Origin of the sequence: Nonomuraea sp. ZG12 (assembly GCF_052068115.1) — a bacterium.
Classification (GTDB): Bacteria; Actinomycetota; Actinomycetes; order Streptosporangiales; family Streptosporangiaceae; genus Nonomuraea.
Genome location: NZ_JBQHCW010000001.1, coordinates 1,365,624 through 1,388,843, shown reverse-complemented (window position 1 = coordinate 1,388,843; position 23,220 = coordinate 1,365,624). Strand labels below are relative to the sequence as shown.

The 23,220-nt window shown below is 73.2% G+C and carries 23 protein-coding genes; 12 read left to right on the top strand and 11 right to left on the bottom strand.

Features of this window, described 5'->3' with window-relative positions; genetic code table 11:
• A complete protein-coding gene (locus ACTMTF_RS06505) occupies positions 1-1,548 on the bottom strand; it encodes an ABC transporter substrate-binding protein (protein WP_441109683.1) in 1,548 nt (515 codons plus the stop codon).
• Positions 1,549-1,721: 173 nt separating this feature from the next.
• Here ACTMTF_RS06505 and ACTMTF_RS06500 point away from each other — a divergent pair, with 173 nt between their 5' ends.
• The 4 genes from ACTMTF_RS06500 to ACTMTF_RS06485 are packed head-to-tail and all read left to right on the top strand — an operon-like array spanning position 1,722 to position 5,221.
• Positions 1,722-2,657: an AraC family transcriptional regulator gene (locus ACTMTF_RS06500; protein ID WP_441109682.1), complete on the top strand. Its 936-nt coding sequence runs from the start codon at positions 1,722-1,724 to the stop codon at positions 2,655-2,657.
• A gap of 41 nt (positions 2,658-2,698) precedes the next feature.
• Positions 2,699-4,120: a pyridoxal phosphate-dependent decarboxylase family protein gene (locus tag ACTMTF_RS06495; RefSeq protein WP_441109681.1), complete on the top strand. Its 1,422-nt coding sequence runs from the start codon at positions 2,699-2,701 to the stop codon at positions 4,118-4,120.
• Positions 4,117-4,680 carry a helix-turn-helix domain-containing protein gene (locus ACTMTF_RS06490; protein ID WP_441109680.1) on the top strand — a complete coding sequence of 188 codons (564 nt, stop codon included), beginning with the start codon at positions 4,117-4,119 and terminating at the stop codon, positions 4,678-4,680. The genes ACTMTF_RS06495 and ACTMTF_RS06490 overlap by 4 nt, the downstream gene beginning before the upstream one ends.
• A gap of 22 nt (positions 4,681-4,702) precedes the next feature.
• On the top strand, positions 4,703-5,221 hold the full coding sequence (locus tag ACTMTF_RS06485; protein WP_441109679.1) for an N-acetyltransferase family protein: 519 nt from the start codon (positions 4,703-4,705) through the stop codon (positions 5,219-5,221).
• On the opposite strand, the gene ACTMTF_RS06480 is transcribed toward ACTMTF_RS06485, so the two are convergent.
• Positions 5,214-6,506 (bottom strand): ArsB/NhaD family transporter, encoded by a 1,293-nt coding sequence (locus ACTMTF_RS06480; RefSeq protein ID WP_441109678.1) that lies wholly within the window; start codon positions 6,504-6,506, stop codon positions 5,214-5,216. The genes ACTMTF_RS06485 and ACTMTF_RS06480 overlap by 8 nt on opposite strands.
• Positions 6,507-6,742: 236 nt before the next feature.
• Here ACTMTF_RS06480 and ACTMTF_RS06475 point away from each other — a divergent pair, with 236 nt between their 5' ends.
• Positions 6,743-8,923: a prolyl oligopeptidase family serine peptidase gene (locus ACTMTF_RS06475; RefSeq protein WP_441109677.1), complete on the top strand. Its 2,181-nt coding sequence runs from the start codon at positions 6,743-6,745 to the stop codon at positions 8,921-8,923.
• A 232-nt stretch (positions 8,924-9,155) separates the two neighbouring features.
• Positions 9,156-10,433: a hypothetical protein gene (locus ACTMTF_RS06470; RefSeq protein ID WP_441109676.1), complete on the top strand. Its 1,278-nt coding sequence runs from the start codon at positions 9,156-9,158 to the stop codon at positions 10,431-10,433.
• Here ACTMTF_RS06470 and ACTMTF_RS06465 read toward each other — a convergent pair.
• Entirely contained in the window at positions 10,406-11,155 is a 750-nt protein-coding gene (locus tag ACTMTF_RS06465; RefSeq protein ID WP_441109675.1) for a dihydrofolate reductase family protein, read from the bottom strand. The two genes, ACTMTF_RS06470 and ACTMTF_RS06465, sit on opposite strands and share 28 nt — an antisense overlap.
• Before the next feature lie 94 nt (positions 11,156-11,249).
• On the opposite strand from ACTMTF_RS06465, the gene ACTMTF_RS06460 reads away from it, so the two are divergent.
• Together ACTMTF_RS06460 and ACTMTF_RS06455 are read left to right on the top strand one after the other, a co-directional pair.
• On the top strand, positions 11,250-12,410 hold the full coding sequence (locus ACTMTF_RS06460) for an epoxide hydrolase family protein (protein ID WP_441109674.1): 1,161 nt from the start codon (positions 11,250-11,252) through the stop codon (positions 12,408-12,410).
• 64 nt (positions 12,411-12,474) lie between these two features.
• Positions 12,475-13,011, top strand: a complete 537-nt coding sequence (locus ACTMTF_RS06455; RefSeq protein ID WP_396999263.1) for an NUDIX hydrolase family protein — start codon at positions 12,475-12,477, stop codon at positions 13,009-13,011.
• Positions 13,012-13,020: 9 nt separating this feature from the next.
• Here the strand turns inward: ACTMTF_RS06455 and ACTMTF_RS06450 are convergent, their stop codons facing one another.
• Positions 13,021-13,773: a siderophore-interacting protein gene (locus ACTMTF_RS06450; RefSeq protein WP_441109673.1), complete on the bottom strand. Its 753-nt coding sequence runs from the start codon at positions 13,771-13,773 to the stop codon at positions 13,021-13,023.
• A gap of 95 nt (positions 13,774-13,868) precedes the next feature.
• Here ACTMTF_RS06450 and ACTMTF_RS06445 point away from each other — a divergent pair, with 95 nt between their 5' ends.
• On the top strand, positions 13,869-14,609 hold the full coding sequence (locus ACTMTF_RS06445; protein WP_441109672.1) for a TetR/AcrR family transcriptional regulator: 741 nt from the start codon (positions 13,869-13,871) through the stop codon (positions 14,607-14,609).
• Positions 14,610-14,657: 48 nt separating this feature from the next.
• Here the strand turns inward: ACTMTF_RS06445 and ACTMTF_RS06440 are convergent, their stop codons facing one another.
• Positions 14,658-14,999, bottom strand: a complete 342-nt coding sequence (locus ACTMTF_RS06440; protein WP_441109671.1) for an ArsR/SmtB family transcription factor — start codon at positions 14,997-14,999, stop codon at positions 14,658-14,660.
• A gap of 84 nt (positions 15,000-15,083) precedes the next feature.
• Between ACTMTF_RS06440 and ACTMTF_RS06435 the strand changes: the two genes are divergently transcribed.
• On the top strand, positions 15,084-16,160 hold the full coding sequence (locus ACTMTF_RS06435; RefSeq protein WP_441109670.1) for an NADH:flavin oxidoreductase/NADH oxidase: 1,077 nt from the start codon (positions 15,084-15,086) through the stop codon (positions 16,158-16,160).
• A gap of 58 nt (positions 16,161-16,218) precedes the next feature.
• On the opposite strand, the gene ACTMTF_RS06430 is transcribed toward ACTMTF_RS06435, so the two are convergent.
• Positions 16,219-17,736, bottom strand: coding sequence for an SDR family oxidoreductase (locus tag ACTMTF_RS06430; protein ID WP_441109669.1), 1,518 nt, complete (start codon positions 17,734-17,736; stop codon positions 16,219-16,221).
• A 165-nt stretch (positions 17,737-17,901) separates the two neighbouring features.
• On the opposite strand from ACTMTF_RS06430, the gene ACTMTF_RS06425 reads away from it, so the two are divergent.
• Positions 17,902-18,456 carry a fasciclin domain-containing protein gene (locus ACTMTF_RS06425; RefSeq protein WP_441109668.1) on the top strand — a complete coding sequence of 185 codons (555 nt, stop codon included), beginning with the start codon at positions 17,902-17,904 and terminating at the stop codon, positions 18,454-18,456.
• A gap of 50 nt (positions 18,457-18,506) precedes the next feature.
• On the opposite strand, the gene ACTMTF_RS06420 is transcribed toward ACTMTF_RS06425, so the two are convergent.
• The gene (locus ACTMTF_RS06420) at positions 18,507-19,316 is read right to left on the bottom strand and encodes a pentapeptide repeat-containing protein (RefSeq protein ID WP_441109667.1); all 810 of its coding nucleotides are present in this window, start codon (positions 19,314-19,316) and stop codon (positions 18,507-18,509) included.
• A gap of 96 nt (positions 19,317-19,412) precedes the next feature.
• Positions 19,413-20,348, bottom strand: coding sequence for an NAD(P)H-binding protein (locus tag ACTMTF_RS06415; RefSeq protein ID WP_441109666.1), 936 nt, complete (start codon positions 20,346-20,348; stop codon positions 19,413-19,415).
• Positions 20,349-20,444: 96 nt separating this feature from the next.
• Between ACTMTF_RS06415 and ACTMTF_RS06410 the strand changes: the two genes are divergently transcribed.
• Positions 20,445-20,858, top strand: coding sequence for a winged helix-turn-helix transcriptional regulator (locus ACTMTF_RS06410; RefSeq protein ID WP_441109665.1), 414 nt, complete (start codon positions 20,445-20,447; stop codon positions 20,856-20,858).
• Between the two features lie 81 nt (positions 20,859-20,939).
• Here ACTMTF_RS06410 and ACTMTF_RS06405 read toward each other — a convergent pair whose 3' ends face one another.
• From ACTMTF_RS06405 to ACTMTF_RS06395, 3 genes are read right to left on the bottom strand one after another with little or no spacing between them, the layout of a single operon-like run.
• Entirely contained in the window at positions 20,940-21,584 is a 645-nt protein-coding gene (locus tag ACTMTF_RS06405; RefSeq protein WP_441109664.1) for a response regulator transcription factor, read from the bottom strand.
• Complete coding sequence (locus ACTMTF_RS06400) at positions 21,575-22,687, bottom strand: sensor histidine kinase (RefSeq protein WP_441109663.1); 1,113 nt, start codon at positions 22,685-22,687, stop codon at positions 21,575-21,577. Before ACTMTF_RS06400 ends, ACTMTF_RS06405 begins: the two co-directional genes overlap by 10 nt.
• 2 nt (positions 22,688-22,689) lie before the next feature.
• Positions 22,690-23,211 carry a GbsR/MarR family transcriptional regulator gene (locus ACTMTF_RS06395; RefSeq protein WP_441109662.1) on the bottom strand — a complete coding sequence of 174 codons (522 nt, stop codon included), beginning with the start codon at positions 23,209-23,211 and terminating at the stop codon, positions 22,690-22,692.
• Positions 23,212-23,220: the final 9 nt, after the last annotated feature.

Sequence of the window (23,220 nt, the reverse complement as noted above, 5' to 3'; positions counted from 1 at the left end):
TCACGAGGCGGGCTTCCAGTTCACGACCGTGCCGAGCAGGCCGCCGGTGGCGTGCTCGTGCGGCTCGACGCCCACGGTGATGCCCTCCCAGTCGCCCCGGACGACGTAGGTGTGCTTCAGGTAGACCAGGTACAGCCAGATCGCGTCCTCGGCGATGCGCCGCTGGAGCTCGTCGTAGGCCTTCTTCCGCTCGGCCTCGCCGGACGCCCGCCGGCCCGTGTCGAGCAGCCGGTCCACCTGGGCGTTCTCGTAGCGGCCCGGGTTGAACAGGCCCTGTCCGGCGTAGGAGGAGTGGAACAGCTCGTAGTTGGTGTAGTCGGGGTCGAACGGGGTGCCGTAGCCCATGATCAGGGCGTCCTTGGCCAGGCGCGGCTCGATGGCGGACCAGTCCAGCCCGGCGAGCCGGACGTCCACGCCGATCTGCTTGGCGTCCGAGGCCACGGCCAGCGCGAGCTCCTTGCGCAGCGAGTCGCCCGCCGGATACATGAGGGTGAACCTGGCGGGCGTGCCGTCCTTGGCCCGCACCCCGTCCGCGCCCGGCTTCCAGCCGGCCTCCTCCAGGATCTGTACGGCCTTGCGCCGATCGGGGACGGCCGATCCGGTGACGGCCGGGTTGTGCCAGTCGGTGCCGGGGGCGATCGGCCCGAACGCGGGGGCGCCCGCGCCGGCGAGGATCACCGACACCATCGCCGAGCGGTCCACGGCCAGGCCGAGCGCCCGGCGGACGGCCAGGTCCCCGGTCACGGGCTGCGCCAGCGGGAACATGACCCCCCGGTAGTCGGCGCTGGGCGCCTCGTGAACGGTGACGCCCGGCTCGTTCCTGAACCGGGCGACCGCCTTGGGCGGCAGCTCGGTCGCGGTGAACTCGCCGGCGGCCATGCGGGTGGCACGCGCGTTGTCGTCGGCCGCGTACGCCAGCACCAGGGTCGGAACGGCGGGCACTCCGCCCCAGTAACGGGCGTTGGCCGTCATCGTGATCTTGTCGCCCTTGGTCCAGGACCCGAAGGTGTACGGGCCGGTCCCGACCGGGGTGGCGGTGGCCGCCGGGTCCGAGCCGGACGGGACGATGCCGAGCGTGGCCCGCTGCAGGATCGGCGCGTACGGATGTTTGAGATGGAAGACGACCGTCCGGGCGTCCGGCGCGTCCACCTTGTCGATGGCGGCGTAGTCGCCCCGGATCGGCGAGTTGTTGGCGGGCTTCAGCACCTGCTCGTAGGTGTAGGCGACATCCGCGCCGGTCAGCGGCCTGCCGTCGTGGAAGGTGACGCCCTGGCGGAGCTTGAAGGTGACCTCGGTGCCTTCGACCTCGGGCAGCGCCTCGGCCAGTGCGGGCTGCAGCCGCAGGTCGGGGGTGCGGCGGACCAGCCCGTCGAACAGCAGTGACCCGCCGTCGGGGGCGTAGCCGAGCATCGGGTTGAGCGTGTCGGGCTCCGACGCCAGTCCCAGCACCACGGTGTCCCGCGCCTGCGCCGCCCCGTCCTGCGAGGGGGCCGAGCAGGCGGCCAGCACAAGGGCCATCGGCCCGATCAATGACAGTCCGCGCCTCATGCGAGCGACCTTAAAGAAGATCCCTCGCTATTGCAACATTGTCGCAACTAGGAAGGACATGCATCCCATGCCGGATGGCGTCTGTCCCCGTTTCCTCCGGCATCGTCCCTGCCGTCCGGATCGAGGGCCCCGCCGGAGATGCCATCGGTCCCCGATCCCCTACGGTGAGGCCTATGAGCTCCGAGGAGTCGGTGCGCTACTGGCGGCACCAGGGGTTGGGCGGCCTGCACCTGATGCGGGCGCGGTTCGTCGGGCACCGCTTCAGCCGGCACAGCCACGAGACGTTCGCGATCGGCGCGGTGGAGTCGGGGGTCGAGGAGATTCGCTTCGCAGACGGCGTCGAGCTCACGGGGGCCGACGAGGTCGTGCTGATCGATCCGGGCGTCGTGCACACCGGCCGGGCGTACTCTCCCGGCGGCTGGACGTACCGGGTCCTCTACCCGAGCACGGAGCAGCTCGCGGCGATCGGCGAGGAGATCGGCGCGCCCGGCCCGCACCCGTCGTTCGCCCGGCGGGTGGTCACCGACCGGCGGATGGCCCGCGCGGTCGTGGCGGCGCACCGGGCCGCCGAGACCGGCGACCCGCTCACCGCCGACTCCCGCCTGCGCCTGCTGCTGGCCCGCCTGCTGGCCGCCTACGGCAGCCAGCGGCCCGGCCGGCCGGCGCACCCGGCGGGCCCGAGCAGCGCGGCGAGGGCCCGCGACTTCCTGCACGCCTCACTCCCCGCCCCACCGCCCCCGCCCGGCCTGGCCACCGCGGCCGGCACGACGCCGGACCCCCGCGACCTCGCCACCGTCACGGGGGCGCCGCCGAACCTCCGCGACCTGGCCGCCGTCACGGGGGCGACGCCGAGCTTGAGTGAGCTGGCCGCCGCTGCGGGGGCGACGCCGTTCGCGTTGTTGCGGGCCTTTCAGCGTGCCTACGGGCTGCCGCCGCACGCCTACCTGACCCAGCTGCGGGTGCGGCGCGCTCGTGAGCTGTTGGAACGCGGCGTGCCGCCGGCGGCGGCCGCCGTGTCCGTCGGGTTCTGCGACCAGTCGCACCTGTCGCGCCACTTCCGGCGGATCGTCGGCGCCACCCCGGGCCTCTACCAGCGAGCGGTGCAATAACGTCCAATCCGCACCGGTACGGCGGCTCCTACCGTGTCCGGATGACGAGCCATCAGGAGCGACTCGCTCTCCCCCTTGACCTCGACCAGGACCTGGTCGCCGAGCTGGGCCGGTACGCGGTGGACTTCCTGGCCGAGCGGATCGGCGAGCTGGAGTCGGCCCCGGCCAGCGACTACCGGCAGGCCGGCCACCTGACCGGGCTGCTGCGGCGGCCTCCGGGCGCGGAGCCCGGCGACTTCCGCGAGCTGCTGGAGACCTTCCGCCAGGCCGCCGGCCAGGGGGTGAACACGGCGGGTCCGAACTACCTCGCCTACTTCCCGGCGGGCGGCCTGGTCTCCTCGGTGCTGGCGGAGATGCTGGCCCAGGCGGCCAACCGCTACACCGGGGTGGCGCAGACGGCGCCCGCGCTGGTCGCCATGGAGCAGAGCGTGCTGACCTGGCTGTGCGACCTGTTCGGACTGCCGACCGGCGCGGGCGGGGTGGTCACGACGGGCGCGTCGCTGGCGACGCTGTCGGCGGTGGTCGCGGCCCGGCACGACCGGCTGGGCGACGACGCCCGCGACGGCACCCTGTACGTGACCGAGCACACCCATCTCAGTGTCGCCAAGGCCGCCAGGATCGCGGGCCTGCCGGCCGACCGGGTACGCCTCGTACCGGCCACCGCCGAGCTGCGGATGGACGTCGGCGCCGCCGCCGAGCTGATCGCGGCCGACCGGGCAGCCGGACTGCGGCCCTTCCTGCTGGCGGGCACCGCCGGGACCACCAGCACGGGAACCGTCGACCCGCTGCCCGAGCTGGCCCGCCTGGCGCGCGCCGAGGGGCTCTGGTTCCACGTCGACGCCGCCTACGGGGGCGGCTTCCGGCTCACCGGGCGCGGCGGGGCCAGGCTCGCCGGGATCGAGGGGGCCGACTCGGTCGCGTTCGACCCGCACAAGAGCCTGTTCATGCCGTACGGGACCGGCGTGCTGCTGGTGCGCGACCCGGCCGTACTGCACGCGGCGCACGCCGCGGACGGGCAGTATCTGCAGGACCTGGACCGCCTGGGAGACCTGCCGGACTTCGGGAACATGGGAGTGGAGCTGACCAGGGAGTTCCGCGGACTGCGCCTGTGGCTGCCGCTGCACCTGCACGGCGTGCGGGCCTTCGCCGAGGCGCTGGAGGAGAAGCTGGACCTGGCCGCGCTCGTGCACCGGGAGCTGAGCCGCGACCCGCGCGTGGAGCTGCCGTGGGAGCCGGACCTGTCCGTGGTGGTGTTCCGGCTGCGCGGCGCCGACGAGGCCAACCGCGACCTGCTGGCCAGGATCAACGCCACCCAGCGGATCTACCTGTCCAGCACCACGATCGGCGGCCGGTTCTACCTGCGGCTGTGCGTCCTGAGCGTGCGCACCCGCGCCGAGCACGTCCGTCAGGCGCTGAGCACCATTCAGGATTGTCTCCCTGATGGGATATCGTCTCAGATATGAGACAGGCCGCTCTGGATGAACGACTCGCCCACCGGCTGGCCGAGCTCCGGACGGAGCACGGCTGGTCGCTGGACGAGCTGGCCGGCAGGTCCGGCGTCAGCCGCTCGACGCTGTCGCGGCTGGAGCGGGGGGAGATCAGCCCGACGGCCGCACTGCTGGGCAGGCTGTGCGCGGTCTACGAGCGGACGATGTCGCGACTGCTGGCCGAGGTCGAGTCCGAGCCACCGCGGGTGGTGCGCGCCGCCGAGCAGGCGGTCTGGCGCGATCAGGCGTCGGGATTCACCCGCAGGTCCGTCTCCCCGCCACACGCGGACCTGCGCGGCGAGGTCGTCGAGGGGACCCTGCGGCCGGGCGCGGACATCTCCTACGACGCGCCGCCGGTGGCCGGGCTGGAGCAGCACCTCTGGGTCCTGGAAGGGGCCGTGGAGATCACCACCGACGGGCGGGCCCATCGGCTGGAGACCGGCGACTGCCTGCGCTTCCGCCTCTGGGGCGGCTCACGGTTCCGCTGCCTCGGCGCCACCCCGGCGCGTTACGCGCTGCTGGTCGTCCTGCCCTGACCCGAAGATCGGAGACACCCTCGTGCACACCGTCGAACGCCTGTCCGCCGAGGACTTCCCCGGCAGTGTCAAGGGCCTCGCCGAGGTCCTGGCCGACGCCGTCGACGACGGCGCCTCGGTGGGGTTCGTGACGCCGTTCGACCGGGAGGCCGCGGCCGCCTGGTGGCAGGAGCGGGCCCCGGCGGTGGCCGACGGCAGTCTCGTCGTCTGGGTCTGCCGCGACGCCGGCGGGATCGTCGCCACCGTCAGCCTGGCCCTGGCGGGCAAGCCCAACTCCCGGCACCGGGCCGAGGTCTCCAAGCTGCTGGTGCACCGCGACGCCCGCGGCAGGGGGCTGGCCCGCGCCCTGCTGGCCACCGTCGAGTCGGCCGCCGCCGAAGCCGGGGTCACCCTCCTGGTCCTGGACACCCGGACCGGCAGCGCGGCCGAGCGGCTCTACCTCACCGGCGGCTGGACCCGCTTCGGCGTCGTCCCCGGCTACGCCGCCGACCCGGACGGCTCCCTGCGCGACTGCAGCTTCTTCCACAAGCCGCTCACATGAGATAGCGCACCCACAGGTACGGCGCGACCAGGCCGACGGTCACCACCGTGACGATCAGGCCGTACTTGGTGAAGTGCCAGAAGCTGATCGGCACGCCGTTGCGTGCGGCGATGCCGAGCACCACGACGTTGGCCGCCGCGCCGACGGCGGTGGCGTTGCCGCCGAGGTCGGCGCCGAAGGCCAGCGCCCACCAGAGCACCTGGCCCGGCCCGTCGCCGCCGACGGCCCGCACGAGCTCCTCCACGATCGGGCTCATCGTCGCCACGTACGGGATGTTGTCCACGACGGCCGACAGCACGGCCGAGCCGCCCAACAGCCCCAGCGCCGCCGTCTCCAGCCGCCCGCCGGTGGCCTGCACGGCCGCGGTGGACAGCTGCCCGATCACGCCGGTCTCGACCAGGCCGCCGACCATCACGAACAACCCGGCGAAGAACACCAGCGTCGGCCACTCCACCTCGGCGATCGCCTGCTCGGTGGTCACCTTGGTCGCGGCGACCAGGATGCCCGCGCCCAGCACCGCCACCACCGACGGCTCGTAGTGCAGCACCGGATGCAGCACGAACGCCGCCATCACCAGCGCCAGCACGGTCAGCGACTGCCACAGCAGCCGCCGGTCGGTGATCGCCTCCCGCTCCTGCAGCACCATGACCTCGGCCGCCCGCTCCGCGTCGTAGCGGAACCGGCGGCCGAACATCAGCCAGCACAACCCGATGAACACCGCCACCAGCACGATCACCATCGGCGCCATGTGGATGAGGAAGTCGTTGAAGCTCAGCCCGCCCCGGCTGGCGATGATGATGTTCGGCGGGTCGCCGACCAGCGTGGCGGCGCCGCCGATGTTGGACGCCATCACCTCGGCGATCAGGAACGGGACGACCGGGACCGCGAGCCGCTCGCACACCAGGAACGTCACCGGCGCGATCAGCAGCACGGTGGTGACGTTGTCCAGCAGGGCCGAGGCGCTCGCGGTGATGATCACCAGCAGGACCATGAGCCGGAACGGCCGCCCGCGGGCCCGTTTCGCCGCCCAGATGGCGAGGTACTCGAAGACGCCGGTCTCCTTGAGCACCCCCACGATGATCATCATGCCGGTCAGCAGGAAGATGACGTTCCAGTCGATGCCCGAATGCTCGGAGAAGAACGCCGACTCGGCTCCGGTGGCGTGGATCAGCAGCATGACCCCGGCCCCGCCCAGCGCGGCCGCCACCCGGTGCACCTTCTCGGTGGCGATCAGCGCGTAGGAGGCCAGGAAGACCGCCACGGCCAGCCAGGACAGCACGGTCATCCGACGATCACCAGCACGTTTCGGGCGCGCACGAACCCATCCTTCGCTGCATCGGGGGCTTACCGGTACGACAACGTACCAATGTCCTCTTCGCACGTTCTTGGCACGTCCGGTGGTCACACCGGTGCTAGGATTCATCCGCTGGTGCCGAGTCGCCCGGCCCGCCTCCGCAGGATTCGCGTCGAGGCCCGAAACTTCCCCACGAGCTCACCGATAAGACGGGCAAGCTCCCCCTTATGGACACCAACCGACTCCCCCACCAGCTTGCCCGCACCCGGCGCTTCACCCTCGGCGTCCCCCGCGCCTTCACCCTTTCGCCCGACGGGAGGCGGGTCCTGTTCCTGCGCACGCGCGGCGGCGAGGACCGGACGAGCTGCCTGTGGCTGCTCGACGGCGGCCGGGAGCGACTGCTCGCCGCCCCGGAGACCCTCGGCGTCGCGGGGCCCGTGCCCGAGGCCGAGCTGGTACGGCGCGAGCGGGCCCGGGAGACCGCGGCCGGCGTGGTCGCCTACTCGGCCGACGCCGCCCTGCGCACCGCCGTCTTCGCCGTCGACGGCGCACTCTGGGCGGTGGACGTCAGCCCGGAGCCTGGCTCGACGGACGACCCGCACACCCCGCCCGTGGACGGATCGGACCCCGGACCCACCGCCACACCACGCCCCGAGCCCACCGCCGCACCACGCCTCGTACCCACCGCCGGGCCGGTGACCGATCCCCGGCTGGACCCCACGGGGCGGCGGGTCGCGTACGTCACCGGGGGCGCCCTGCACGTCGCCGACCTGGCCGGCGGCGGAGACCGGCTCCTCGCCGTATCCGAAGGAGAGAACATCACCTGGGGCCTGGCCGAGCACGTCGCGGCGGAGTCCATGCACCGCACGCGCGGCCACTGGTGGTCACCCGACGGAACCCGGCTGCTCGCCGCGCGGGTGGACACCTCGGCGGTGCGGCGCTGGTGGGTCGCCGACCCGGCCGACCCGGCCCGGCCACCCCGCGAGATCGCCTACCCCGCCGCCGGGACCGCCAACGCCGAGGTGATCCTGCACCTGCTCGACCTGGAGGGGCGGGCCGTCGAGGTCGACTGGGACAGGACCGCCCACGAGTACGTGACCGCGGCCGGCTGGGACGCGCACGGCCCGCTGATCGGCGTGCAGAGCCGCGACCAGCGCTCGCTCCGCGTCCTGGCCGCCGACCCGGACACCGGCCGCACCACGCTCCTGCACGAACAGCGCGACGCCGCCTGGGTGGAGTTGATCCCCGGCACGCCCGCCCGGACCGCCTCCGGCTCGCTCGTCCACACGGCCGACACCGCCACCACCCGGCGGCTCCTGGTGGACGGCCGGCCGGTCACCCCGGAGGGCCTGCAGGTCCGCGAGGTGCTGGACGTGAGCGGCGAGAGCGTGCTCTTCACCGCGAGCGACGAGCCCACCGAGACCCACCTGTGGGCATACGAACGGAACCTCGTACGCCTCAGCGACGGGCCGGGCGTCCACACCGGCGCGCGCGCCGGCGACGCGCTGCTCATCTCCGCACACACCGAGCGCGGACGCGCCTTCACGGTGACCCGTCAGGGCCGGGCCGTCGCTCCTCTGACCACGGTGGCCACTGTCGCCTCCCTCGACGCCGAGCCGGTCGTCGCCCCGCGCGTCACCTGGCTGCGGGTGGGCGAGCGGGAGATCCGCACGGCGCTGCTGCTGCCCTCCTGGCACGGGCCGGGTGGTGATCCGCTCCCGGTGCTCATGGCGCCGTACGGCGGGCCCGCGGGGCAGCTGGTGGTCCGGGCCAGGCACTGGTTCCTGTGTGAGGCGCAGTGGTTCGCGGAGGCCGGATTCGCCGTCGTGATCGCTGACGGGCGGGGCACCCCCGGCCGCGGTCCCGCCTGGGAGAAGACCGTGCACCGTGACACTCTGTCGGCGCCGCTGGCGGACCAGGTGGCCGCCCTGCACGCCGCCGCCGAGCACTGTCCCGCCCTGGATCTGGGCAGGGTGGCCATCCGGGGCTGGAGTTACGGCGGCACCCTGGCCGCGGCCGCGGTGCTGCGCAGGCCGGAGGTGTTCCACGCCGCCGTCTCCGGCGCCGCCCCCAGCGATCAGCGCCTCTACGACACGCACTGGCGCGAACGATTCCTCGGCCACCCCGACGAGCATCCTGACGACTACGACCGCTCCTCGCCGATCGGTGACGCGGCCCGGCTGCGGCGGCCGTTGCTGCTGGTGCACGGGCTGGCCGATGACAACGTGGTGCCCGCGCACACGCTGCGCATGTCGGCGGCGCTGCTCGCGGCGGGCCGCCCGCACCAGGTGCTGCCGCTGTCCGGTGCCACGCACATGCCGACCTCCGAGGCGGCCGTCGAGGGTCTGCTGCGCTTTCAGCTGGACTTCCTCCGGGACGCCCTGAAATCCGCCGGCCAGCCGGTGTAGGCGGCCTGTCTCACCGCCGCGCGGGAGCTGCTCGAGCGGTTCGCCACGGCACAGCACGCACCCGCCCTCGGTGAGGTCGACGCGGGCAGGCCCGGGGCGGACGTGAGCGGGATCGTCATCCCGCTCACCGCCCAGGGCCGCCCGGGCGCGACCTCAGGCCGGATCCCGCCCCAGACGCCTGACGCCACCGAACCGGCTCGCCGCCGCCGAGGTCGGCCTATACGATCACCGGATGCCCGAGCCCCCGTCACGAGCACATCGATCGGCCCGCTGGGCGCGCCGGCTGGCCGCCGTCGTGATCAGCCTCTGCGCGCTGGCCGGCGCGGTGCGGCTCGTCGTGCCCGCCACCGCAGGGCCGACCGGCGAGCCGGCCGGCGTCCAGCGGCAGCTCGCCTTCCTGCGCGCCGCACTCGACGGCGGGGCCGGCGACGACGCGCAGCGGCTCTTCCCCGAGGGCTACTTCTTCCTGCACGCCCTGTACGGCCTGACCTGGGCCGAGCTCGGCATGCGGCGACCGCCCGGCGAGCGGCCGGCGGCGTTACGGGAGGCCCGCTGGGCGCTGGCACGCCTGGAATCCCCTGCCGGCCGCGCCCCGTTCAGCCCGGACCTCACCCCTCCCTACGGCGTCTTCCACCGCGGCTGGACCAACCTGCTACGCGGCCAGACACTGAGCCTCCAACCGGCCGGGCAGCGGGATCCGGCGGAGGCGCGCCGCTTCGCCGACGACTCCGCCGCCCTCGGCGCCGCGTTCGGCGCCTCGGCCTCGCCCTATCTGGCCGCCTACCCGGGCCAGGCCTGGCCGGTCGACTCCACCGTGGCGATCGCGTCTCTGCGGCTGCACGACACGCTGCTGCCGGCCCGGTTCGCCGGCACCACCGAGCGGTGGCTCCGGGAGGTGCGGCGGCGGCTCGATCCGCGCACCGGCCTGCTCCCGCACCAGGCCGACCCCGGCACCGGCGACCCCGTCGAGGTGGCCAGGGGCAGCTCGCAGAGCCTCATCCAACGCTTCCTCGCCGACATCGACCCGGCCTTCGCCCGCGAGCAGTACGCCCGCTTCCGCGACCGCTTCCTCGCCACGCCCCTGGGCCTCGGCCCTGCCGTACGCGAATACCCCCACGGCATGGACGGACCCGGCGACGTCGACTCCGGCCCGCTCCCGCTCGGGATCAGCCTTTCGGCGACCGCCGTCACCCTGGGCGCCGCCCAGGTCCACGGCGACGCGCCGCTCGCCGGCGCGCTGGCCAACTACGGCGAGCTGGCCGGGCTGCCGCTCGGCACCCCCTGGACCAAGCGGTACGCCTTCGGCCTGCTCCCCATCGGGGACGCGTTCCTGGCCTGGTCCAAGACCGCGCGGCCTTGGGTGGCCGCCGTGCCCACCCCGCCGCCGACGGTCGTCTCACCGTGGTGGCGCGTCCCGCTGCTGTCGATCCTTTCGCTGCTCGCCGCTCTGCCGTGGCTCCCCGCACTACGACGCCGACGCCTTTACAAAGTAGATTCTTCGACGGCGTAACGCAGCAGGACGCGCCCCCCCGGCCTCTCCTCCACCCCGAGCAGCCGCAGCCCGGTGGGCGTGGCCTCCCTGTCCAGGTCGGGGGCGGTGAACAGGGCGGCCGTGGTGGTCCCCCCGACGGCCATGGGCAGCACCTCCACCTCGACCTCGTCGACCAGCCCCGCCCGCAGCAGCGCGCCGCCCAGCCTGCCGCCGCCCGTGGCGACGACGGTCTCCGCCCCGAACCGGGCGCGCAGCGCCGTCAGCGCCGCGCCGAGGTCGACCCGCTCCTCCCCCACGACGAGGTACGGCACCCCCTCGCGGCGCAGGTAGGCGAGGTAGTCGAGCGGCGTGCGGGCCGCGGCGAGGACCAGGATGTGCCAGCCCGCCCACGCCTCGTCGGGATACTCCTTGTACGTCCACCGCACCCGCCCCCCGCTGTCCGGGACGGTCAGCCAGCCCTTGGTGGCCCGTGCCGCGATCTCGTCGGGCACGAAGTCGCGTAGCAGCGTCGCGGCGGGCCGGTCGGCGGGCGGCAGGGGCGGCGGCTCGTGGCCGCCGGCGACGAACGACCCACTGCCCTCCAGCAGGATCCGCGGCCGGTGCCGGCGCATGATGTCGGCGTAGCCGTCCTGACCGGACGAGGGCCAGCGCTCGTCGAACATGATCGGTGTGCCCGGAGAGAGCGCAAGGCGGCCGTCCACGGCCGCGCTGTTGTGCGTGATGACTCGGGGACGATCCATCGTCTTCTCCTTCCTCCCGCCGTTCTACCAACGCCCACCGACACTTCCCGAAATGCGGAACGAACCTTTCCGCAATGCCTCCTACGGTGTTCCCATGACCGAGAACAGCGAGATCCGCCCCTTTCACCTCGACATCCCGCAGGCCGACGTGGACGACCTGTTCGACCGGCTGGCCCGGACCCGCTGGCCCGACGAGGCGCCGGGAGCCGCCTGGAGCCGCGGCGTGCCGCTGGACCACGTCAAGGAGCTCGCCGACCACTGGCGGACCTCCTTCGACTGGCGTGAGCGGGAGGCCGAGCTCAACTCCTACCCCCAGTTCACCACGGAGATCGACGGCCGGCGGATTCACTTCCTGCACGTACGGTCTCCGGAGCCGGACGCGCACCCGCTGATCCTCACGCACGGCTGGCCGAGCTCGCCGATCGAGTTCCTCAAGGTGATCGGCCCGCTGACGGACCCGCGGGCGCACGGCGGCGACCCGGCCGACGCCTTCCACCTGGTCATCCCGTCACTGCCGGGCTACGGCCTGTCGCCGCTGGGCGACGCCTCCGGGGGCGACCTGTTCCACGTCGCGCGGGCCTGGGCGGAGCTGATGGCCCGCCTCGGCTACGACAGGTACGCGGCGCAGGGCACCGACGTGGGGTCGGGCGTGGCGATGCTGCTCGCCATGGTCGCGCCGGACCAGGTCACCGGCGTGCACATCAACGGACCGGGGCCGTACCCCCTGGGCGGTCCCGTCGACCTGGACGGGCTGTCCGGCGCCGACCTGGTCCGGGCCGAGCGGTTCAACGACTTCCAGAGCCATGGACTCGGCTACCTGCACCTGCAGTCGACCCGCCCCCAGACGCTCGCGTACGGCTTGACCGACTCTCCCGCCGGGCAGCTCGCCTGGATCGCCGAGAAGTTCGCCGAGTGGTCCGGCCCGGCGGACGAGCCCGTCGACCGCGACCAATTGCTGACCAACGTCAGCCTCTACTGGTTCACCAGGTCGGGCGCGTCCTCCGCCAACGCCATGTACGAGGGGATGCGCGGGTACGCGCGGATGGCCGGTTCGGGTCAGGATCAGGCGCACGCGGGCCCGCCGATGGGCGTCGCGGTGTTCTCCGCCGACTTCAGCGTCCGCGCGCTGATCGACCCGGCGAACGCCATCGAGCACTGGTCGGAGTTCGACCGGGGCGGCCACTTCCCCGCCATGGAGGTGCCGGACCTGCTGACCGGTGACGTCCGGGCGTTCTTCCGCGACCACCGCGGGTGAAGATCGCCGAGATCGGCGGCGTCCCGATCGCGGTTCACGGCCCGGCGGCAAGTACGATCAGCGGGTGACCGAAATAACCGAGACCGTGCCCGGTTGGCTCGCTCCTGAGGAGCTGGAATCGGTGCGGGGCAGGATGCCGATCCTCTACGTGGACGCCGTGCCCGTGCGGGTCGACGACGCGGGCGTGGTGACTCGCCTCGGCCTCCTGCTGCGCATCGCGCAGGACGGCGGCGTGAGCCGTGCCCTGGTCTCCGGGCGCGTGCTCTACCACGAGCGGATCCGCGACGCCCTCCTGCGCCACCTGGAGAAGGACCTCGGCCCGGTGGCGCTGCCCAGCCTGCCCGCCTCCCCGGTGCCGTTCACCGTGGCCGAATACTTCCCGACTCCCGGCGTCACGCCCTTCCACGATCCGCGCCAGCACGCCGTCTCGCTGGCCTACATCGTGCCGGTGCGGGGTGACTGCCGGCCGCGGCAGGACGCGCTCGACCTGGAGTGGTTCACCCCTGACGAGGCCGCCTCGCCGATGGTGCAGCAGGAGATGACCAGCGGCCAGGGCGTGCTGCTCAAGCAGGCTCTCGCCTTCGTCGGCCGGCTGCCCTGACGCGCCGCTTCAGTGCAGGCCCCGCTTGCCCGGGGCCCAGAACGGCTTCACCGTGATCGAGGTTCGCGGCCAGTTCCGTTCACGGACCAGATAGTTCCTGATGAGCTGGCAGGTGCGCGCCTCCCCCGCCAGGTAGGCGGCACCGGCGTTGCCGGGCAGGTCCAGCGCCGCCACCGCCGCCAGCAGCGCCTGTGAGCCGGTCGCCGGGGCGCCGCCCCGGTGCACCCGGCGCAGCCGGTACGGCCCGGGGATCGGCAGCTCGTTGTCCGGAGTGTCGCTCTCCAGGGCCCCGTAGACCTCCACGTCGGGCCCGAGCGCCCGGATCATCGGCCCGAACGCCGCGGTGGCCGTCTCCTCCCCCGCGAACAGGTGGAACGGCGCGGGCCGGGGGTGGAAGTCCCCTTGCGGGCCCCAGAACGTCACCGGATCCCCCGGCCCGGCCGCACGGGCCCACCGCAGCCCGATGCCGTCGCCCTCGTACAGGTGGATCCGCAGTTCGATCGCGCGCTCAGCGGGGCTGTAGTCCCAGATGGTGTAGGTACGCAGCGTCTCGACGGGCCGCAGCAGCCCGCGCAGCGACAGCGGGTCGTTGATCTGGATCCGCACGTGCTGCCCCGGCGTGTACGGCAGCGTGATCGGCTCATCGGCGACGAGCCGGATCCGGCGTATCGCCGGCGTCACCATCCCCACCTCGGCCACGGTCGCTCCGGCGACGTACTTGGCGAACGCGCCGGCGAGCGGGTTACGGCGTTCGGTCCTCATGTCGCGACTCCTTACTTAGAGGCTCTAAACTAGCTTAGAGCCATTAAGCAAACATAGGGTCGTTAGGATGTCAACCGGACGGCAGAAGGAGGACGATGACCGCACAGGCCCCCAGCAGGCGGGACAGGCTGCGGCGGAGCACGCTCGCGGAGATCCACGCCGCAGCGCGGAAACTGCTGGTCACGCAGGGCTCCGCGGCGGTGACGATCAACGCGGTCGCGCGCGAGGTGGGCATGAGCGGCCCCGCCCTCTACCACTACTACTCCGGCCTCGACGACCTCATCGGCGCCGTGACCGCCGGCTTCTACCAGGAGCTCGCCGACGAGATGCGCGCCGCCCGCGACGCCTGCCCCTCCTCGCCGATCTCGCGCCTGCTCGCCACGGCCCGCGCCATGCGCGCCTGGGCCGTCTCGCACCCGGCGGAGTTCGGCTGGCTGTTCGCCCGGCCCGCCCCCGCGCCCGGCAAGCGCCGCCCCGACTCCGCCGAGCACCAGGCCGGGGTCGCCTTCGAGCAGGTCTTCCTGGAGCAGGTGGCGGAGCTCTGGGACAGCGGCCCGTTCCCCGTCCCCGGCCTAGAAGACCTGTCCCCCTCGCTGCGCGACCAGCTGCGCGCCTACTCGGCCGGCCTCGGCGGGCGCCTGCCGCCCGAGGCCGCGCACGTCTTCCTGTCGTGCTGGATCAGGCTGTACGGGCTGCTGTGCATGGAGGTGCTCAACCAGTTGAGCTTCGCCTACTCCGACGTCGAGCCGGTCTTCGAGGAGTGCCTGCGTGACCTGTGCGGCATGCTCGGCCGGCCCTACGAGCCGCCGGAGCCGGCGCACCGCCCCACGTCGTAGTCACGTCGTAGTCACGTCGTACGACCATCAGCGGACCGTCGAGCGAGATCACCGATGGGCTGGAGCCTCGACCGCCGGCCGCTGCCTGGCGGTGGCGGCGACGACGCTGTCGAGCAGGCCGGGGAAGAGCGCGTCCAGGTCGTCGCGGCGCAGGGAGTTCATCTTCGCGGTGCCCCGGTAGACCTGGTTGATGACCCCGGCCTCACGCAGGACGCGGAAGTGGTGGGTGCTCGTGGACTTGCTGACCACCAGGTCGATCTCCGAGCAGGACACCTCCCTGCCGGTCTGGGCGAGGAAGCGCACCACCTCCAGTCGCACGGGGTCGGCGAACGCGTGGAGGACCGCCTCCAGCCGGATCTCCTCGGACGTCGGATGCTCCAGTACTCTCACCCCAGCAATAGTACGACAGGTCTCGTAGTTTGACATTTCTCGTAGTACGTTAAGTGTCGTACAAAGCTCGCCTAGGAGGACCCCGTGCTGTTCGACCCGATCACTCTGCGGTCGCTGACCATCCCCAACCGTGTGTGGATGGCCCCGATGTGCCAGTATTCGGCCGCCGTTGACGGCCCGGCGGCCGGAGTGCCGCACGACTGGCACTTCACCCACCTCACGACGCGGGCGGTGGGCGGCGCCGGGCTGATCCTGGCCGAGGCCACCGCCGTCTCCCCTGAGGGCCGGATCAGCCCTGCCGACCTCGGGCTGTGGAACGAGACCCAGCAGGAGGCGTTCTCCCGGATCACCCGGTTCCTGTCCGAGCAGGGCACCGTGCCCGGGATCCAGCTGGCGCACGCCGGCCGCAAGGCCTCCACCGACCGGCCCTGGCTCGGCGGCGGGCCGGTGAGCGCCGCCGACGGCGGCTGGCGGCCGGTCGCCCCGAGCGCCATCCCCTTCGCCGACGGCCACCCGGTGCCCGAGGAGTTGACGGTCGAGCGGATCCACCGCGTCGTGGCCGACTTCGCCGCCGCCGCCGAGCGCGCCCGCCGTGCGGGCTTCCAGGTCGTGGAGGTCCACGGCGCGCACGGCTATCTGATCGGCGAGTTCCTCTCCCCGCACAGCAACCGCCGCACCGACGCCTACGGCGGCCCGTTCGAGAACCGCATCCGTCTGGCGCTGGAGGTCGCGGACGCCGTACGCGCCGTCTGGCCCGAGGAATTGCCGGTGTTCTTCCGCGTCTCGGCCACCGACTGGCTGCCCGACGGCCAGGGCTGGACCGGGGAGGACACCGTACGCCTGGCCAAGGAGCTGCTCGCGCACGGCGTCGACCTGCTGGACGTCTCCACCGGCGGCAACGCCGCGGGCGTGCGGATCCCCACCGGGCCCGGCTACCAGGTGCCGTTCGCCGGTCAGGTGCGGGCCGAGACGGACCTGCCGGTGGCCGCGGTCGGCGAGATCACCGACCCGCGCCAGGCCGAGTCCATCCTCGCCTCCGGCCAGGCGGACGCCGTCCTGCTCGGCCGCGAGCTGCTGCGCAACCCGTACTGGCCGCTCCAGGCGGCGCGTGAGCTCGGCGTGGAGACGCGCCGGCCCGACCAGTATCACCGCGCCGTCTGAGCCGCGCCGGCCCGCATCCCGGTCCCCGCACCCCGGTCGTGGCGGTCCGGCCACGGCCTCACGCGCGTTCTCGCGCGCCACGGTCATGCGGGCCGGGGTGCGGACGGGATCGCGCGGCGCGGCGGACGGCCGCCGCCGCGACGTTACGCGGCATCCGGCCGAAGATGATGCCGTGGAAGGGCGAGATCAGCCACCAGTAGAGGTGGCCGAGCAGCCCGCGCGGGTGGAACACCGCGCGCTGGTGGTAGACCGTCCGGCCGTCCTCCTGGCTCTGGCTCAGCTCCAGCCAGGCCAGTCCGGGGAGCCTCATCTCGGCGCGCAGGCGCAGCAGGCGTCCCCGCTCGACCTCCTCCACCCGCCAGAAGTCGATGGCGTCACCCACCCGCAGGCGCCGGGGGTCGCGACGGCCCCGGCGCAGGCCCACCCCGCCGGCCAGCCGGTCGAGCGCGCCGCGGATCCGCCAGGCGACGGGCAGGGAGTACCAGCCGTTCTCGCCGCCGATCCCCTCGATGACCTCCCACAGCGCCTCGGGGGGTGCGTCGACGAGCCTGCGGCGCCGGTCGATGTAGAGGCTGCCGCCCGCCCAGCCCGGATCGGTGGGCAGGGGATCGCTGGGCGCGCCCGGCGTGGAGGCGGACGACCACCGCGTCGCCACGTCCGCCTCCTTGATCTTCTGCAGAGCCAGCGTGACGGCCTCGCGGAAGCCGATCAGCCCGTCCGGCGGGTCCGGCACGTACGCCGCGATGTCGTGCTCCCGGCAGACCGCCGGGTTGCGCAGCGACTCCACCAGAGGGCGGGCGATGGTGGCCGGCACCGGGGTGACCAGGCCGACCCAGTGGCTGGACAACCCCGGGCTCAGCATCGGCAGCGGGATGATCAGGCGTCTCGGCAGGCCGGCGACGGCGGCGTAGTGGTGGATCATGTCCGCGTACGTGAGCACGTCGGGGCCGCCGACGTCGAAGGCGCGGTCGACCTCGCCGGGGACGTCCGCCCAGGCGACGAGGTAGCGCAGGACGTCGCGGACGGCGATGGGCTGGGTACGGCTGCGCACCCAGCGGGGCGTGGTCATCACCGGCAGCCGTTCGGTCAGGTGGCGCAGCATCTCGAAGGAGGCCGACCCCGATCCGATGATCATCGCGGCTCGCAGGACCACGGCCGGCACCCCGGACCCGAGGAAGATCTCGCCGACCTCGGCCCGTGAGCTCATGTGCGGCGACAGGTGCCCGCCCGAACCAGGGGTGAGGCCGCCGAGATAGACGATCCGCCGTACGCCCGCCGCCTCGGCGACCCTGGCGAACCCGCGGGCGGCCATCCGGTCGGCCTCCTCGAAGCCCTTCCCGCCGCCCATGGTGTGGATCAGGTAGTAGGCGACCTCGATCCCCCGCAGGGCGTCCGCCGTGCGGCCGGCGTCGCCCGCGTCTGCTTCGGCGATCTCGACCCGGCCCGCCCAGGGCAGGTCGCGCAGCCGTGCCGGCGAGCGCACCATGCAGCGGACGTGGTGTCCCGCCGCGAGCAGCTCGGGGACCAGCCGTCCGCCGATGTAACCGGTCGCGCCCGTGACCAGGCATCGCGTCATTCGTCACACCTCCCGAAACCGTCTTTCTCGGATCCGGATCCGTTCAAGACCAGCGGCAGGTGCTCTTTATCCCCTTTTGGGATAGATACGACCCCAGGCTTCTCGACGCCTCCGGACACTGGATGCGAGGCATAACGCCGACGGCTCCATCGAACCGAGGAGACCATGGTGAAACGACTTCTTCTGGCGGCGGCCATGACGCTGACCGCCACACTGACCACCACGAGCGCATCCGCATCCTCCCCCGCTCCCTCACCCGACGCCAGCCCGTTCGGCCCCGCGTGCTCGGCGATCGAGAGCTCCCTCGCCGGCATCGCCGAGCAGCCGGTCGGGACCGCGGTCTCCGAGGTGAGCGAGCTCTCCACGCTGGCGGACGCGCTGGAGCAGGCGGGCCTGGCCGACAAGCTGAACTCGGCCGAAGAGCTCACCGTGTTCGCCCCGACCAACGAGGCGTTCGAGGCGATCCCGCAGGAGACGCGGGACAAGCTGATGGCCGACAAGCAGCAGCTCACCGAGGTCCTCAACAACCACGTGGTCGAGGGCAAGAACGAGCCGGCCGACCTGGAGGACGCCACTCTCACCACCCTCGGGGGCAGCGAGCTGACCGCCAAGGGCTCGGGCGAGGACCTCACGGTCAACGACGCGAAGGTGGTCTGCGGCAACGTGCCGACGAAGAACGCCACCGTGTACGTCATCGACAAGGTCCTCATGCCGCAGTAGCGGCCGTCCGTCAGGCGTCCCGGCCTTCGGGGCGCCTGACCGGCCCCCGCTCAGGAAGCCCAGTGCTCCGGACGGGTGAGCGCGGGCGGGAGCCGGGTGGCGGCGTCGCCCTTGGCCGCGTTGAGCTGGGACTGGGTGAGGAAGACGCTGCCGGTGAGGTCGGCCCCGCTCAGGTCGGCGCCCCGCAGGTCGGCCCCGATGAGGTCGGCCCGCCGCAGATCGGCGCCCTTGAGATCGGCCCCGATGAGATACGCCCCGCGCAGATTGGCCCCGGCCAGATCGGCGCCCCTGAGGGCGGCCCCGATGAGGTCGGCCCCGCTGCGGTCCTTCTTACGGCGGCCCGCACCGCCCCTGACGAGCTCGCTCGCACGCAGCAGCAGGACGTTGACCCGCTGCCGATGGCCGGCGACGTCCAGCTCCAGCAGGTCGGCCGGCCCTCGGCGGGTCAGGCGCTCGGTCTCGTCCAGCATCGACCGGAGGTCACCGTGGATCGCGCGGGCGGCCGGCAGGGCCAGCGCCTCGGTGAGGTAGGCGAGCAGCTCGTGAAGCTGCCGCATGACCGGGAACACCTCGAACATCCGCTCGGCGGTCTCCGGGTGCCGCCTCCAGTCCCGCCCCTCGTAGGTGACCTGGGAGACCTTCTGGCCCGCGCCGAAGCAGTCGTAGACGGTGCAGCCGGAGAAGCCCTCCTGCCGCAGGCGCCGGTGGATGCCGCAGCGGAAGTCGGCCTGAAGGTTGCCGCACGGCTGCCCGGCGGGCTTGTCGACCGCGAAGTCCGCGGACGCGGCGAAGGGCAGCGCGACACAGCACAGCCCGAAACAGTTCGCGCAGTCAGCCCGCAGGGCCCGCTCGTCCGACAACCCGCTCAGTCCTCTCAGAGATCGCTGTCCATGATAGGCGCGGGTCAGCGCGGCTCGTCCGACGGTGACGTCGAGGTCATGACCCTCGCACCGGCTTCATCGGTTCGTCATGATCGCCGACGAGGGCAGCTGACCTGCCAGGGCTGACTGGACCGACGCCATGACGAGGCCGCGCACCGGCCGCGGCGCGTCCAGGAACGCGGTCAGGTCGCCGCCGCGGCCCTCCAGCAGCCCGGCGCCGATGTTGGAGAACGTCGACATGGTGTGCCCCGCCTGGTACGGCTCCAGCCCGGTCAGCGCCGCCCGCGCCTCGCCCAGCGGCACCGGCCGGTACTCGACGGGCCGGCCGAGCGCCTCGGCCAGCGCCTCCGCAAGATCCCGCCCGCCGACCGCCTCCACGCCCTCCAGCTCGTACGTCCGCCCCGCGTGCCGCCCCGAGCCCCCCGAGGCCCCAGATGCCCCCGAGGCCCCGGATGCCAGGTCCGCCTGCGCCTCGGCCGCCACGCGCACGGCCACAGCGGCCAGGTCGTCGCGGGCGACGACCGACAGCCGCCCGTCGCCGAGCGGCGCGGTGAACACCCCGCCGGCCGCCGCCGCAGCGGCTCCGGCCATGGCCAGCCCGGCCGGGATCTCGGCGTACAGGCCGTTGCGCAGGACCGTGACGTCGAAGGGCGCCTCGGCCAGCCGCGCCTCGGTCCAGCGGTGCGCGAGCGCGATCGTGAGCCGCTCCCCCGAGCCGGCCAGGCTGGTGTAGATCACGTGCCGGACGCCGGCGGCGGTGGCCGCCCGCACCACGGCGCCATGACGGGCCAGGACGACGTCGTCCTCGGCGTACCCCGCCGAGACGAACACCAGCACGTCCACGCCCGCGAAGGCCGGCGCCAGCGTTTCCGGCCGGTCGAAGTCGGCGAGCCGCACCGCGGCGCCGTCACCGGAGCTGCTGGCTCCGGCCGTCGCCAGTCCGCCCGCCGCCCGCAGTCCGGCGAGGACCGCACCGCCAAGTCGCCCCGACACGCCGGTGACGAGAATCATGAGACCACTCCTGTTGTTGATGTTCGCAGGTGACCGAAAGGGTGACCGACGCCCAGCATGGGGGCGTCCTGGCACCCGCTGTAAGGAGGCACTTTCATGTCAGTCGCGCACACGGAGGTAACCCCCCAGGCCCCCGGGCCGTGTGGGGATGACGACTGCGGCATCCGCGACGTGCTCGACCGGCTCGGCGACAAATGGACGGTGCTGGTGATGGTGGAACTGACCAAAGGCGTGCGGCGGTTCAGGGAGCTGCAACGGGCGATCCCCGGCATCTCCCAGCGGATGCTGACGCTGACGACACGGCGGCTGCGCCGGGACGGACTGGTCGAGCGCACGGCGTACCCGACGATCCCGCCGCAGGTCGAGTACCGGCTGACACCGGTCGGCCAGAGCCTGGCCGAGACGATCGAGCGGCTGGCCGGCTGGTCGAGGGAGCACAAGGACGCCATGGCGGCGGCCCGGCAGCGGTGGGACGCGGCCTACCCCGGCGAGGCGGCCGAGCCCCGCTGATCCGCGCCGCTGTTCTGTCGCTTGATCGAGCGCCCCGCACGAGACCTCCGCCGAAGATCGCGCACGGGCGGGGCGACGGGGCTAGCCGTCGAGATAGCGGAGGATCGCCAGCACCCGCCTGCTGTACGCGGGGGTGGCCGGCAGGTCGAGCTTGTCGAAGATGGCGTTGATGTGCTTCTCGACGGTGCTCAGGGACACGTGCATGCCGGACGCGATCGCCGCGTTGGTGTAGCCCTGCGCCAGGCGGCGCAGCACCTCGCTCTCCCGTCCGGTCAGCGTGCGCAGCGGGTCGGTGTGGGTGGTGCGGGCGAGGAGCTGCCGGACCACCTCCGGGTCGATGACGGTGCCGCCGGCGCGGACCCGCTCCAGCGACTCCAGGAATTCGGCCACCTCCGAGACCCGGTCCTTCAGCAGGTAGCCGAGCCCACCGGTCTCGCTGGAGAGCAGCTGGGCCGCGTACGTCTTGTCGACGTACTGCGACAGGACGAGCACGCCCACGCCGGGCCGGTCCTCGCGGATGCGCAGCGCGGCGCGCAGGCCGTCGTCGGTGTGGTCGGGCGGCATCCGCACGTCGACGACGGCGACGTCGGGACGGTGGGCGTCGACCGCCTCGATGAGCGAGGGTGCGTCGCCGACCGCCGCCACGACCTCGTGGCCCGCCTCGCGCAGCAGCACGGCCAGGCCCTCGCGGAGCAGCACGGCGTCATCGGCCAGGATCAGCCGCACGGCGCCTGCCTCGGCAGGGTGGCGCGCACGCGGGTGCCGCCGCCTTCGGAGCCGGTCACCTCGAAGACGCCGTCGAGCGCCAGCACCCGCCGGGCGAGGCCGGACAGGCCGGCGCCGGCCGGGTCGGCCCCGCCCCGGCCGTCGTCGGAGATCACCACGCTCACCGTCCGCTCGTCCTCGGTCAGGACGACCAGGATGTCATGGGCCTGGGCGTGCTTGACCGCGTTGGTGATCGCCTCCCTGGTCACGAAGTAGAGTGCGGTCTCCACCTCCGGGACGGGCCGCCCGGCCAGCCCGTACTGGATCGTCACCGGCACGCTGGACCACTCGGCGACGCCCGCGAGGGCGCTGCGCAGGCCGAGCTCGTCGAGCGCGGTCGGGTAGACGCGCCAGGCGACGCTGCGCAGCTCGTCCAGGAGCCGGCGGGACTCGGTGTAGGCCTGGCCGACCAGGTCCGCGGCGGCGCCGGGGTCGTGGCGGGCGCGGCCGAGCAGCATGGCCAGGGCGACGCCGTGCTGCTGGACGCCGTCGTGCAGGTCACGCTCGATCCGGCGCCGCTCGTCGTCCACCGCGCGGACGATGCCGGACCTGCTCGTGGTGAGCTCGGCGATCCGCCGGCGCATCCGCTCGCTCGTACCGGGGCCGAGGAAGCGGGCGGCCAGGCGCCGCTCGACGGCCACCACGCCCAGGCAGCAGAACCCGCCGACCCCGATCAGGAAGAGGCCGGAGACGAGGCCGACGATCCGGGTCTCGGTGATCAGGCGGATGCCGGGAAAGTGCAGCGACACGGGGATGACCTGCCCCGTCAGCGCCGCCCAGCCGGCCCCCGCCAGGAACAGCAGGCCGAGGAAGAGCAGGGACATCGCCAGGTAGCCACCGAGCAGCCCGGCCAGCCCGCGCAGCGCGAGGTACCCGGCTCCGGCCGGGCCCGGGTCGCTGTCCTGGGCGAACAGGACCCGCAGCCGCGCGCGTTCCAGCGCCACCATCGGAGCCGTCCAGCGCTTCCTGAGCGGCCAGGCCAGGACGAGGAGGAGCAGTTCGGCGGCGCCGGTGACCGTCCCCGTCACGACTCCGGCCAGCCTCCGCGCGACGACGCCCAGCACGGCTACTCCGGCGCGGATCGGGCGTTGACCTCGTTCCACTTGTGCAGCAGCTGGGGCACCTCGCTGCGGAGGAAGGCGAAGAACCGCCGGGTCTCGTCCATCCGGGCGCCCGCGGGCGTATCCGTGCCCAGCACTTCCGCCCCGTCGCGCGCGCCCTCCTCGAAGCGGCGGAACACCTCGTCACTCGACGCCGCCGCTCTGTACCAGGCCGCCTGGTCGACGCGGTAATGGTCGCGGCGCTCTCCCGGGTCGCGCTCGCGGGTCACCATCCCGACCCGCATCAGGTACTTCACCGCCCCCGACACGGCCGACGGGCCCACCTGCAGCACGTCGGCGAGCTCGGCGGCGGTACGCCGGCCGTCGTCGGCGATGAGGAGCGCCGCGAGCACGCGGGCGGCCATCCGGGGATAACCCGAGTCGGACATGATCAGGGCGAAGCGTTCGAGGAACCGCAGCCCGTCGGCCGTGGGCCCGCCGCCACCTGTCTCGATCACGCCGCTCCCGTCCTCAGCTCTGCCGGTCATGCACACCTC

What these genes read in the sequence shown, in the direction of transcription:
- ACTMTF_RS06505 (WP_441109683.1), bottom strand. Translation starts at nt 1,548, where the DNA reads ATGAGGCGCGGACTGTCATTGATCGGGCCGATGGCCCTTGTGCTGGCC.
- ACTMTF_RS06500 (WP_441109682.1), top strand. Translation starts at nt 1,722, where the DNA reads ATGAGCTCCGAGGAGTCGGTGCGCTACTGGCGGCACCAGGGGTTGGGC.
- ACTMTF_RS06495 (WP_441109681.1), top strand. Translation starts at nt 2,699, where the DNA reads ATGACGAGCCATCAGGAGCGACTCGCTCTCCCCCTTGACCTCGACCAG.
- ACTMTF_RS06490 (WP_441109680.1), top strand. Translation starts at nt 4,117, where the DNA reads ATGAGACAGGCCGCTCTGGATGAACGACTCGCCCACCGGCTGGCCGAG.
- ACTMTF_RS06480 (WP_441109678.1), bottom strand. Translation starts at nt 6,506, where the DNA reads ATGACCGTGCTGTCCTGGCTGGCCGTGGCGGTCTTCCTGGCCTCCTAC.
- ACTMTF_RS06475 (WP_441109677.1), top strand. Translation starts at nt 6,743, where the DNA reads ATGGACACCAACCGACTCCCCCACCAGCTTGCCCGCACCCGGCGCTTC.
- ACTMTF_RS06470 (WP_441109676.1), top strand. Translation starts at nt 9,156, where the DNA reads ATGCCCGAGCCCCCGTCACGAGCACATCGATCGGCCCGCTGGGCGCGC.
- ACTMTF_RS06465 (WP_441109675.1), bottom strand. Translation starts at nt 11,155, where the DNA reads ATGGATCGTCCCCGAGTCATCACGCACAACAGCGCGGCCGTGGACGGC.
- ACTMTF_RS06460 (WP_441109674.1), top strand. Translation starts at nt 11,250, where the DNA reads ATGACCGAGAACAGCGAGATCCGCCCCTTTCACCTCGACATCCCGCAG.
- ACTMTF_RS06450 (WP_441109673.1), bottom strand. Translation starts at nt 13,773, where the DNA reads ATGAGGACCGAACGCCGTAACCCGCTCGCCGGCGCGTTCGCCAAGTAC.
- ACTMTF_RS06445 (WP_441109672.1), top strand. Translation starts at nt 13,869, where the DNA reads ATGACCGCACAGGCCCCCAGCAGGCGGGACAGGCTGCGGCGGAGCACG.
- ACTMTF_RS06430 (WP_441109669.1), bottom strand. Translation starts at nt 17,736, where the DNA reads ATGACGCGATGCCTGGTCACGGGCGCGACCGGTTACATCGGCGGACGG.
- ACTMTF_RS06425 (WP_441109668.1), top strand. Translation starts at nt 17,902, where the DNA reads ATGGTGAAACGACTTCTTCTGGCGGCGGCCATGACGCTGACCGCCACA.
- ACTMTF_RS06415 (WP_441109666.1), bottom strand. Translation starts at nt 20,348, where the DNA reads ATGATTCTCGTCACCGGCGTGTCGGGGCGACTTGGCGGTGCGGTCCTC.
- ACTMTF_RS06410 (WP_441109665.1), top strand. Translation starts at nt 20,445, where the DNA reads ATGTCAGTCGCGCACACGGAGGTAACCCCCCAGGCCCCCGGGCCGTGT.
- ACTMTF_RS06395 (WP_441109662.1), bottom strand. Translation starts at nt 23,211, where the DNA reads ATGACCGGCAGAGCTGAGGACGGGAGCGGCGTGATCGAGACAGGTGGC.